This window comes from Flavobacterium sp. I-STPP5a, assembly GCF_009764685.1.
GTDB lineage: Bacteria > Bacteroidota > Bacteroidia > Flavobacteriales > Flavobacteriaceae > Flavobacterium.
In genome coordinates this window covers 1-12,431 of sequence record NZ_VHLM01000078.1, presented here as the reverse complement: position 1 = coordinate 12,431, position 12,431 = coordinate 1, and the positions used below count along the sequence as shown (strand labels likewise).

The window sequence follows — 12,431 nt, the reverse complement described above, 5'->3', positions numbered from 1 at the left end:
ACCAAAAAAGTAAAGTATGAAACTATCAAAATACAGTAAAATAAGCATCAACTTTATAATCATAAGCATCAGTTTACTTGTTTGGGTACTGCTATTAGTAAATCCTGGGAATATTATGACTATGGAACATTGTCATGTTTCTGCATCTGGTCCTTCCGCTGGATCCTTAAAAATGTTATTAGAAATGAATCCATTTTCCTCCCAGCTATTAGGCTGGGGGTTAATGGTTGTGGCTATGATGTTACCCAAATTAATCGTACCCATACAACTTATTCACATGCAAAGCTTGAAACGGAATCGTTTTTTAAATGCTTTGTTATTTGTTTTAGGTTATGTATTAATATGGATGGTAACAGGTGTATTCATGATTGCAATTATCATGATGTTAAATTTGTTATTTCCTATGTCTTATTTACCGGCATTGGGCTTTATGATTGTAGCTATAATTTGGCAATTCTCCCCTATAAAACAACAATGTTTGAACCGAGGTCACGAACATTGGACTCTTTCAGCCTTTGGATGGTCGGCAAAACGAGATGCATTTGTTTACGGAATTTACCATGGTTTATGGTGCGTAGGAGCAGGATGGGCCTTGATGTTGTTTCCTATGCTTTTGCCTACTGGTCATAATTTAGCCATGATTGCGGTTACAATTATAATGATTAGTGAACACATGGAACACCCGCAATTGCCCCGCTGGAACTTTAGTTTGCGTTTGAAATTGATAAAAATTATTATTGCTCAAAGTAGAATTAGACTACAGCAGCTAGTAACGGTATAACAAACAATATAATCTTGACTTGAGATGTATTAGGACAAAGAGTTAATTCAAGTTTAAAAAAAATCCCCTAAATAAATTTTACTATTTAGGGGATTTTATATCATTGATAAAATGTAATTTAAAGCGATTCTATTAAAATCCAAGCATCAGGATTGTGCGTATTGTTGATTTCTTTTTTTGCTTTTTCTGCTTCTGCAAATGTGGCATAACTTCCGTATAAAACTGGGTAATACCCATTTTTATTGTGAGCAATACGTCTGGCAGGAAACCCTAATTTTTTAAGATTTTGTAAACTCTCATCAGCATTATGTTGATCTCTATACACTCCAGCCATAATGTGGTATGGTAGGGTTACTTTTTCTGAAGGTTTTACAGTTAAAGTAACAGCTGGTATAGGATTTTCAATAATAAAAGTAGCTTCTTGAATCTTGTTTTGAACTTGTTTTTGTACTGCAGTTTTTACCAGTAACGTTTGGGATGCAACTTGATTTTCATACATAGGGTAACCCACGCTACCTACAAGTCCTAAACCTAATACAAACACAGCTGCATATTTTAAATATGGAGAAATAGTTCTAGGTTCAGTTGGGATAAAAGTAACCGTTTGTGTCTCATCTTCAGTAAGTAATACCTGCTCTTCTATGAGTCTTGTTACTTCTGGTGAAACAAACGAAACTAGACCAAAAGAACTGGTTAAGTAATTGGTTTGATCAAAAGGGGTGAAAACTATATTTTTGTCTTCATTCAAGCGTAAATCACCAATATTATCAAGGGTCAAATACGTGTTTTCTTCTAATGATTTTTTCCACTTGAATACTTCATATTGTATGGCGCCTACTGCATAATCATAAGATTTTTTCTCTGCTAGCGCAATATGATTGGCCAGCAAACCATCATTATTTTTCAAATTGGCATTAAAAGCAATTTTTTTGGTAGGCGGAGAAAAGGAATGAGAACCTTGCTCTAGTTTTGCAGATTGGATTTCAGTCAAAAATGCCCCAAAACCAGGTACAGTTACACATTGGTAACGATATAAAAGCTGAGCGATGTAAATTTCGATTTTCATAGTAGCAAAGTTATACAATGAAAATAGTTATCACAATTTTATTCACAATTTTTATTAACAATTTCCATAAAAATTTATACATTTCACCTTCAAATATTTAGCATGAACGAACAGGATTTATTTTATATTTTAGCTTTGCAACGTGTAGAGGGAGTAGGGGACATTATGGCCAAAAAATTACTATCACATTGTGGTTCTGCCGAAGAAGTGTTTAAATCAAAAACTTCGCAACTTGCTACCATTGATGGTGTTGGGGCAATGCTTTTAAAAAATATTAAAGATAAATCAGTATTTGAAAAGGCAAATCAAGAAGTAGCATTCCTAAAAGCCAATGCTATTAAGACAACCAGTTTTTTAGATCAAGATTATCCGGAACGACTCAAACATTGTTTTGACGGACCCTTATTATTGTTTCAGTCCGGAAATATCGATTTAAAAAATAAAAGAATCATAAGCATAGTAGGTACCCGACAAATCACGGCATACGGCATCGAATTTTGTAGAAAATTTATCTCAGATTTGGCTCCTCTTAATCCAATAATCGTGAGTGGTTTTGCCTATGGCGTTGATATCGTGGCCCATCAACTGGCTATAGAATTTCAGTTGCAAACCATAGGCGTTGTAGCCCATGGATTGAACCAAATTTATCCCAAAACGCATAAAAAATACGTAGCTGCAGTTGAGCAAAACGGAGGTTTTATGACCGAATTCTGGAGCACTACCAACCCAGACAAAGAAAACTTTGTGCGCAGAAACCGCATTGTTGCAGGCATGTCTGAGGCAACCATCGTTATTGAATCAGCAGATAGAGGTGGCTCCTTAATCACAGCCAATATGGCCAATGATTACAACCGAGACGTATTTGCAGTTCCCGGCCGTGTTACCGATAAATACAGCCAAGGCTGCAACAACCTCATTAAAACCCAAAAAGCAAATGTACTCACTAGCGCCGCTGATTTGGTGTATATCTTAAATTGGGATATTCAGCAGGATTCTAAACCCGTACAAAAGCAATTGTTTGTAACGCTTGATGATGACGAACAAAAAGTATACGATTACCTCCTAAAAACAGGAAAAGAATTGATGGACATTATTGCACTACACTGTGATTTCCCTATTTACAAAATATCAGGAATGCTCTTAAATATGGAGCTAAAAGGCGTTATAAGGCCATTACCCGGCAAATTATTCGAAGCAATATAAATCCTGACAATCGGTTGTTTTTTATTCAAATAGCGTCTTAAAAATGAGTCAAATCCTTTAAAGTTCATTTCAAAAGCCGTTTCATCGGAAATATTTGTGTGTTTTTCTAGGAGCAGTATATTTTTGCCCAGCACACGAGTTGTCCCGCTGTACGCTTCAATCTTTATTAAGATTCGGTTAAAAAAACGGACCTCAATAAAGGATTTTCACTTCCATCGGGGCTAGGGGAGAACGTTTTGTTAAGACCTAACAGGTTTTTAAAACCTGTTAGGTCTAGATACTTAAACAGTTCTAGGTTTTTAAAAAAAAAGACGCTTTTTTAATTAAGAAATAGCGTCTTTTAAAATTAATAAAAACTTTAATCAATTATTGAACAATCACCTTTTTAACAGTTGTAGCCGTATCGCTTGTAAGGTAAATATAATAAATACCAGCTGGTAATTGTTCTAAATTTGTAGTAGTGTGATTTCTAGTACTTGTGAAGGGAACCTTCATGAGCTTACCTAATGCATTATAAACTGCTATTTTATCGATAGCAACATTATCAAAGTACAATTCCCCTTTGGTTGGGTTAGGATACATATTTAGTTTTTCAAATACAATATCTGATGTAGATAAATTACCACAAGACTCTGCGAATGAAGCAGCAGGGTCTTTAGTAGATGACCAATTGGCATCAGCATAAGTTTTACTATCTACTTGAATACAAGTTAGATTAGGATTTAAGTAGAGTAGAATTTTAGAACCTGTTATCAAAGGGTTATTTGCATTTTTTAAATTCAAGCTTTCAAGCAAATTGTTATGACACAATAAGCTAGTAAGAACAGTGTTTTGAGAAACATCTAATGTTTTTAATTTATTAGCATGACAATAAAGTAATTGTATTAATTTATTGTTGGTAACATTGAGACTTGGGAGTTGATTAAAAGAACATACTAAAGTTACCAAATTTTGATTTTTTGTCACATCAATGCTTGTTAATTTATTTTGTGGACATCGCAGTGTTTTTAAAGTGCTTGAAACAGGTAAAAGCAAATTTGTAATCCTGTTTGCAGTACAATCTACCAATGTTAACTCATTATTTTGAGATAAATCTAAAGACGTTAATGAGCATGCAATTAGTTCTAATTGTTGTAAAGATTTGTTGTTTGAAACATTTAAAGCGGGCAATTCGCTATTCATGCTGCAATCTAAAGTTACAATATTTTTACAATTAGATATGTCCAGATTCTTTAAATTATTATATCTAAGATATAAGGTTCTCAAGTTGATTTGATTTGATAAATTTATACTTTGAATATTGTTGTTAGAACAAGATAACATGGAAAGTGCAGGATTTTTGGATAAATCAAGAACTTGTAATTGATTAGAAAAACATGTTAAACTATTTAAAGCCACAAAATCTTCAATTCCAGTTAGATCAGCAATTGCGCTAGAAGAAACACTTAATGATGTTATTGATGCTATATTTGAAGTCAACACTTTACCATCAGGAGCGCCTGAATCATGCCCTAATTCAATTAATTTTTTCTCAAAATTTACATCAGGGATTAAAGTATAAGCAGCACCAATTGTCGCCACATCAACCACAGAAACATTGTCAACTAAAATTTCAGAGTTCAGCGTACCTGTTGTCCAGATATCTACTTCAATAGATTCGCTAACGGTTGGGGTGTAGTCAAATTCTATTTTTCTCCATTCGGTGCTGGATGTTACAGCATCTGTTTTTTTGGTAATTTCTGTTTTAAAAGTACCTGGTTTGTGATACAATCTTAAGTCAATAGCCGAAAAAGTTCCCGTAACGAGTTTGTGATACATGGTAATGCGATACGTTTTACCAGCTACAACCGGAAAAAACTCACTGTTGATGTAATTAAAAGTACCACTTGTAATTTGCATTTTAATACTCGAACTTCCATTTTGAGCAGAAGTACTTTGGAATACTAATCCGTTAAAGAATCTAAACCAATTATTTGGTTGTGAGGAGGATGTCCAGTTTTCGAAGTTTCAATTGGGCACCAAATTGGTTTGGGCTTTCATGTAAATCGTCAAAAACAAAAACATCAAAAGTAATTTTGTTTTCATAAAAAAAAGTTTTGTTGGATTTTAGTACAAATGTATATTTTTATATCTAGACGATTTTTATTATTGTAATTTTAATTTTTTATCAAAATTTTTCCCCTTTTGGCCTTCGTTTTTTGCATTATGATAGTCTAAAAGTACTTTTGATCTTTATGATTCTTTTACAAATGTCATACTTGTTCTAATTGCTGTGTGCCTTTTATTAATCTTTTAGTTCATATAAGATAAAATTTTGACAAAAGTCTTTACTTAAAACTATTCAACAAATTAGTTCTTTATTAAGAGATAGGATAAATTGCGGATTGCTTTGTAATTTCAGTTGCTTTATTTGAAAAAAAATGCCCAAAAAAGTATTAAAATACAGGCTATGTTAACCTAAAATTTTTAAGTTAATTCGATGGGGCGCGAGCGCTAAGGTGCTGATCAAGGTGATATTTTTTTTAAATCCGATTTTTTATGATATAGCATCATTTTTACATAAAAATTTACCTATTAATAAAATTGTTGAAAAAAAACAGTAATCTAGAAAAACCAATACAATAATATTAAAAAAACATCAATTAAATTTTGCTCTGTTAACATAATCTATACATTTTAATTAAAGTATAGCTACTTATGGTAACCTACCATTAACATGTAAAAAGTTGTGCTGCATTAGTTTTGTGAAAAATAAATTTAAATTATTATGAGCAATCATTTTGACAGACGTTCTTTTATCAAAAAATCATTATTTGCTGCTGGTGGTGCCGCAATGATAACAATTCCTTTTGTAAGTTGTGATAATGATGAAGTAGAAACCAAAAATACAGAAAACGCTTCAAGAAAAAATTTCAATGAAGGAATTGCTAGTTTTGATCCTACTTCTTCTAGTGTAATAATCTGGACACGGTATACAACTAATTTTGCTGGTATTACGGAATTGTATTGGGAATTAAGTACCGATAGTAATTTTACTCAAATAATACGAACGGGATCAATTCAAACAGACGAATCTAAGGATTATACCGCTGCAATAGACATTCAAAATTTAAAATCAAATCTTAAACTGTATTACCGATTTTTTAATACTGCACAAAAAGAAGTCTCTGAAATAGGGGAAACAATTACGTTACCAAGTGCAGGAGATAACGTACCGCAAGTAAAAATGGCGGTTTGTTCTTGTGCTAATTTTGCTGCAGGACTTTTTAATGTTTATGAAGCAATGGCAAATTCTGATGTGGATGTAATTGTACATTTAGGAGATTATATTTATGAATACGGTGCGGGTCAATACGGTACCAATGCCAATACACTTGCTCTGGGAAGAACACATGTCCCTGCAAATGAAATTATTACTTTACAAGATTATAGAGCACGTTACAAGCAATATAGAAGAGACGCGAAATTAAAATTAGCGCATCAAAAAAAGCCGTTTATTGCGGTTTGGGATGACCACGAAATTGCAAACGACACCTACAAAGATGGTGCTGAAAACCATCAGCTAAATGAAGGAAGTTTTTCGGCAAGAAAACAATCCGCCTTAAAAGCTTACAGCGAATACATTCCGCTAAAAACAGGAGCAAACCCAAAAATATATCGCTCCTTTGAATTTGGAAATCTGGTGGCACTGCACATGCTAGATACGAGAGTAATTGCTAGAGATAAACAATTAGACTATGCAAATTATTTTACAGCAAGTGGGTTTAATGCGGCAGCGTTTCAAACCGATTTACTAAACCCTTCCAGAAAATTACTTGGAAATGAACAACTAAGCTGGTTAGCCAATAAAGTTGCAACAAGTACACAAAAGTGGCAAGTATTAGGGCAGCAAGTTTTAATGACTAAAATGCTAATTCCTGCTGATTTGCTACTTTCAATGTCGGCAATACTAGCAGAAATAGATGCTACAGGAAGTGCAAGACCACAAACGTTAGCTGCTTTTCAAACCACCTTAACGCAGCTTGTAACCATAAAAATGAGAATGTTACAAAACGATCCTACTCTTACTGCTACCGAAAAAGCGAGAATTAACATAACTTTGCCATATAACCTAGATGCATGGGATGGTTATCCTATAGAGAGAGAAACTTTATTTGCAGCTCTGGCAGGTAAAAAAGTGATTTCTTTGGCAGGAGATACCCATAACGGCTGGCAAGGTAGTTTAATAGAAGGTTTTAGTGGAACAAAGACACAAGTAGGTACAGAGTTTGCAACAGCATCAGTTACATCACCTGGGCTAGAAACCTACTTGGGTATAGGAGCAGGCGCATCTGCACAAATAGCCCAATTTCAAGAAGCATTTGCATTGCTAATTGATGATTTACATTATGCTGATGTGTCTAAAAGAGGCTATTTAAAAGTTACGTATACCCAAGGACAAGCCAGAGCCGATTGGTTTTATGTAACTTCTACCAGTACGGATTCCTATTCCTCTAACATGGAATTTACCAAAATAGTTAATTAAATCACTGCTAGTTATTTTATATACCACGTTGTCTAGTTTAGACAACGTGGTTTTTTTGTATACATAGTGTATCAAAATTATGTGAAAACATAAAGTATATAATGTTTGCAAACGGGCGCTTGCAGTGAGATTTTTATTAGATTTACTGCTTTAAATGAAGATTTATAAAAAGGGCGAAGTCAGGAGACTTCGCAGAGCGGGGGTGGCAATGGTAACCGAACTCACTATACACAATTACAAGTAGGGGAACCTAAAGTAATTTTAGATGATGCATTAGTAGATCCAATTGCAGTAGTAACAGATGCTAGAGGTCGTAAAACTTACAAAGCAATTTATCATGATAGCAAATTAACCAATAATGCCCCTTGGACAACTAACCAAAAATCCGAAATTATTGATAAATTTACAAATGGAAAAGGTGTTATTACGGATGCAAATGGTGCACAATATCTGGAATTCGAAGTAAAAAGTAGTGATGATTATTTGAAAAATTTTACAAATAATTTTCTTAGAAATGGAGATAAAGTCAGAATATATAGATCCGACATTTATAAGTCAATAAGTAACGGAGATGGGAAGAGTATAACAGAAACAATTAAAATCTTTAAATAAATTTAATATGAATATAGAATATATAACTAAAAAATTTGAAGGAATTTCACCTGAGGGTTTTAATGTTGTTATATCAAAAGAGAATTATATAAGTCTTGAAAAGATTAACAACACTATTTTAAATAAAATATATTGTGGAAACTTAAACGCTTTTTTTTTAACAAATATTTCATCAAGCATTATTTTTTTTGAAATAGAAAACATTCTGAATAATAAATACGAATTAGGACAAAATAATCCAACTATTGATATTCTTGGAAACAAATTTCTTTTTAAGCATGATTATCAAGAAATTTTGATTCAATTACCTGTAAGTTTAGATACTGAAGCTGGCATAGATAAAGCTTGTCAACTTATACAACAGTATATAGAACAAGAAGCTATTCCCTTTTTTAACTATTGGCAGGATATTCGCGATTTTTTGCCTTTTTTAGAAACAAAAAATAATGGTTTTATTGCAGATCTATTTTCGGGAGATGGTTTTTATAAAAAAGTAATTATTTGGAAACTATGTTCACATCCTGGATATAATGAATTAATAGAGGAAATGTTCGAGATATTTATGCAGGAACTAAAGGAATCTCCTAAGGACAAATTATTAAAAAAAGATTATGATAAGTATATCAAAATCATAAAAACATTAGAAAAGACAAAACCATTGTATGAATGGGATGAAAAATATTTAATACAAAAACCTTATATAAAATAGAATAAAAAGGGGAAAAATCCCGATCGCGCATTCTATGATAAAAAACAGGTGATGTTTTAAAAATTAACAGGCAAATTTATATGTGTTTATGTATGGAGTTTGTCTGTTAATTACAGAAAAAACGCGACCAATAATTTTACATTTTACATTGTTTAAAACTAGCATCGCATTTTTACCTTCTCCTTTTTTTCGTTCATAATACTCTTTGAGCTGTGGATCATGTTTCACTGCCACTAAAGCACACATTTGTAATATTGATTTTATCTTTTTATCTGCCATATGATTCACTTTGGTTCGTCCTTTAATACTCGAACCCCGATTACGCGGATATATCCCGATTTGACAAACCCGATAGCTCGGATATGATGAACATTCTCGATAGTGATAGCGTGGAATTACTTCGTCAGTTCGCTATCGCTCGGGTGCATTCCGTGCCCACAATCAAAGTCAAATAATACAAGTAAAAACAGAAAAGCAACAAGTAAAATTGTTGCTTTTTTATTTTGAAATTTCCAGCTGGCGATATGTCTCTGCAAACGATAGCGCGGAATTGCATTCCGTGCCCACAAAGTTCATCAACAATCTAAAATAAGTCCAACATTACGACATCTAAATCATTTTCTAAGCCCGCATAATTTCTAGCAGAACTAAAATAGTAATCTTCTTGTGAGCCAACTACTTTCTCTTTTACAGGATTGTTATGGATATAATTCACTTTTTGTTTTATGAACCAATTGGTTTCTATTATTTCAGCGTGATAGCCATCTTGCCATACTTTATAGCTTTGATTTCTCTTAAGATGCGCACACGCTTTTTCAAAATAGGCCAATAGCCACTCCCTGCGACTCTTTGGTTCCTCTTTAATCGTTTGAATAATTTTCTTGGAAGTGTATTTTTTAAAATCACGCATGACATCAGATAGAATAAAACCATTTGTGGCTTTGCACATTAAATGGATATGACTGTTCATAATGCAATACGCATAAATCTCAAGTCCTTTCTTCTCCTGACAATATTGCAAAGCATTAATAATATTATACTTTTGGTTGAGTCGAGTAAATATATCAACCCAACCTACTGTTGTAATGGTTATAAAATATGCCTGATCTGTAGTTGTTGCTTTATATTTTGTTGACATTTTTTTATTTAAAAAAACAATAAAAGCTACAAAAAAAACAAATAAATAGCTTGTATTTCTTTGTTTTGGAGTAGATTTGCTTTGTAGGCTAATCGTTGTGGGCACGGATTGCAAATCCGCGCTATCGGGGAAGATTTAATAAATCTGAAAAGCTATTAGAAGCATTGAAAGATGATTCAATATTCGAAACAATATTTAAAATAGCAGAGTAATTATGTATCAATTTCTAAAAAAAATCAAAGACGTATTAATATATCAATTCCATAATGATGATTTGATAACAATACAAGGCAATCAAACTATTTCTCATTTGACTTTATTAAGCAATGATTTAAAGTTACAAAACAAGCTGGATCACGTTACGGCTTATGATATTGTTATATATCAAAATAATATTTTTATTACAGAATCTAATTCATACGATTCATATCTTTTAAATTTAACAGACCATAAATTAATTATAATAAAAAAACTAGAATATACTTTAAATATAAAAGGGAATGATTTTAAAAACTATTATATCGCTTCTGCTTATATTGGGCGTATAAAATGTTTCATACTTATTAATCTTGAAACTAGTAAGATTTTAAAAAAGATGCCAATTACTTTAGGTCTCGGTTTTGTTGATTTTTTAATTTCAGATAATTTAATAATCTCTGCAAATTCTGATTCCTTAGGTTTATTTACACTTGACAACGAAAAAATATGGACTCATAACATCAATGATATTTTAATACAAGAGAAAAAAGGGACAATTAGAGCAATGAAAATCTATAATGACAATGTAATTATAGTTTCTGAATTAGGCTATATTAGTATTAATATAGCTACAGGCAAAATAAATTGGGCAACAGATGGTTATGCAGATGTTATAGAAGTGGTTGGCAATATCGGTTATGTAGGTACTAACCATTCTCTCAGTAAAATTAATTTAGATACAGGTTTGCGATCTGGTTATGGCTGGGAGTATAATGGCTTTCCAGATTTTGAGTATAATGGAGAAAAATACGGTGCAGTAGGTTATGGTGTTATATACCACGAAGGTTTACTTTGGTATGCGGTTTATGATTCTGGCCAAAGTTTTATAATTGCAATCAACCTTCACGATGGTTACTATGAATGGATTTTAAATGTAAAAGAAGCTAACAAAATTGATAATTTAAAATTTCATAACAATAGAATGTATATTCGAGATGTAGACAACAATTTATTTGTTTATGAGAATATATAATAAATAAGCCCGACCCGCCCCCCGCTCCGCAAAGTCTCATGACTTTGCGTTTTTTTTAATAGCCAGCTGCTCGAAGTATTCAAAAAAACGTACTTAAAGACTGTGGGTTGCTGCGCGAATGTCTCTGACTTCGCGCCATTTTAAATCCCCGATGGCTCGGATATGACGAGCATTCTCGATATTGATACCCGATAGCTCGGATATGACGAGTATTCTCGATATTGATAGCGCATTCTATGATAAAAAACAAGTGATGTTTTAAAAATTAACAGGCAAATTTATATGTGTTTATGTATGGAGTTTGTCTGTTAATTACAGAAAAAACGCGACCCGCTCCGCAAAGTCTCATGACTTTGCGTTTTTTTAAAAGTTCTTGAAAACCGTAAACACGTCAAAAGTCGCTCCAAAAGCCCCGCTCCCCAAAGTCTCATGACTTTTGCGTTTTTTTTAAAGTTCTTAAAAACCGTAAACATGTCAAAGTCTCCCGACTTTTAACGTAAAACCCGATAGCGCGGATTTGTAATCTGTGCCCAGAACGATGAGCACAAGCATAATCCGTAACCTCAAAACAAATTTACACGAAAACCAAAAAATAAAAGATATGTAATTGTTTTATTTGTAGCTTTTATTGTTTTTTTAAATAAAAAAATGTCAACAAAATATAAAGCAACAACTACAGATCAGGCATATTTTATAACCATTACAACAGTAGGTTGGGTTGATATATTTACTCGACTCAACCAAAAGTATAATATTATTAATGCTTTGCAATATTGTCAGGAGAAGAAAGGACTTGAGATTTATGCGTATTGCATTATGAACAGTCATATCCATTTAATGTGCAAAGCCACAAATGGTTTTATTCTATCTGATGTCATGCGTGATTTTAAAAAATACACTTCCAAGAAAATTATTCAAACGATTAAAGAGGAACCAGAGAGTCGCAGGGAGTGGCTTTTGGCCTATTTTGAACAAGCGTGTGCGCATCTTAAGAGAGACCAAAGCTATAAAGTATGGCAAGACGGCTATCACGCTGAAATAATAGAAACCAATTGGTTCATAAAACAAAAAGTGAATTATATCCATAACAATCCTGTAAAAGAGAAAGTAGTTAGCTCACCAGAGGATTACTATTTTAGTTCTGCTAGAAATTATGCGGGCTTAGA

General features: G+C 32.8%; 10 protein-coding genes. 6 read left to right on the top strand and 4 right to left on the bottom strand.

Going from position 1 to position 12,431, the window contains the following annotated elements; all coding sequences use genetic code 11:
* Positions 1-16 precede the first annotated feature (16 nt).
* Positions 17-781: a DUF2182 domain-containing protein gene (locus FJV36_RS15150; RefSeq protein ID WP_199250860.1), complete on the top strand. Its 765-nt coding sequence runs from the start codon at positions 17-19 to the stop codon at positions 779-781.
* A gap of 118 nt (positions 782-899) precedes the next feature.
* Here FJV36_RS15150 and FJV36_RS15145 read toward each other — a convergent pair whose 3' ends face one another.
* Positions 900-1,847: an SPOR domain-containing protein gene (locus FJV36_RS15145; protein WP_158728035.1), complete on the bottom strand. Its 948-nt coding sequence runs from the start codon at positions 1,845-1,847 to the stop codon at positions 900-902.
* Between the two features lie 102 nt (positions 1,848-1,949).
* Between FJV36_RS15145 and dprA the strand changes: the two genes are divergently transcribed.
* Entirely contained in the window at positions 1,950-3,050 is a 1,101-nt protein-coding gene (gene dprA, locus FJV36_RS15140) for a DNA-processing protein DprA (protein ID WP_158728034.1), read from the top strand.
* 366 nt (positions 3,051-3,416) lie between these two features.
* On the opposite strand, the gene FJV36_RS15135 is transcribed toward dprA, so the two are convergent.
* Entirely contained in the window at positions 3,417-4,949 is a 1,533-nt protein-coding gene (locus FJV36_RS15135; RefSeq protein WP_158728033.1) for a T9SS type A sorting domain-containing protein, read from the bottom strand.
* Between the two features lie 868 nt (positions 4,950-5,817).
* Here FJV36_RS15135 and FJV36_RS15130 point away from each other — a divergent pair.
* A complete protein-coding gene (locus tag FJV36_RS15130; protein ID WP_233264533.1) occupies positions 5,818-7,575 on the top strand; it encodes an alkaline phosphatase in 1,758 nt (585 codons plus the stop codon).
* A gap of 619 nt (positions 7,576-8,194) precedes the next feature.
* Positions 8,195-8,896 (top strand): hypothetical protein, encoded by a 702-nt coding sequence (locus FJV36_RS15125; protein WP_158728032.1) that lies wholly within the window; start codon positions 8,195-8,197, stop codon positions 8,894-8,896.
* Between the two features lie 63 nt (positions 8,897-8,959).
* On the opposite strand, the gene FJV36_RS16550 is transcribed toward FJV36_RS15125, so the two are convergent.
* Together FJV36_RS16550 and FJV36_RS15115 are read right to left on the bottom strand one after the other, a co-directional pair.
* Positions 8,960-9,229 (bottom strand): transposase, encoded by a 270-nt coding sequence (locus tag FJV36_RS16550; protein ID WP_255470422.1) that lies wholly within the window; start codon positions 9,227-9,229, stop codon positions 8,960-8,962.
* Positions 9,230-9,479: 250 nt separating this feature from the next.
* On the bottom strand, positions 9,480-10,034 hold the full coding sequence (locus FJV36_RS15115; protein ID WP_158728031.1) for a transposase: 555 nt from the start codon (positions 10,032-10,034) through the stop codon (positions 9,480-9,482).
* 214 nt (positions 10,035-10,248) lie between these two features.
* Here FJV36_RS15115 and FJV36_RS15110 point away from each other — a divergent pair, with 214 nt between their 5' ends.
* Together FJV36_RS15110 and FJV36_RS15105 are read left to right on the top strand one after the other, a co-directional pair.
* Positions 10,249-11,265 carry a hypothetical protein gene (locus FJV36_RS15110; protein WP_158728030.1) on the top strand — a complete coding sequence of 339 codons (1,017 nt, stop codon included), beginning with the start codon at positions 10,249-10,251 and terminating at the stop codon, positions 11,263-11,265.
* 648 nt (positions 11,266-11,913) lie between these two features.
* Positions 11,914-12,431 (top strand): transposase (locus FJV36_RS15105; protein ID WP_158981247.1); only part of this gene is annotated, 518 nt, incomplete at its 3' end.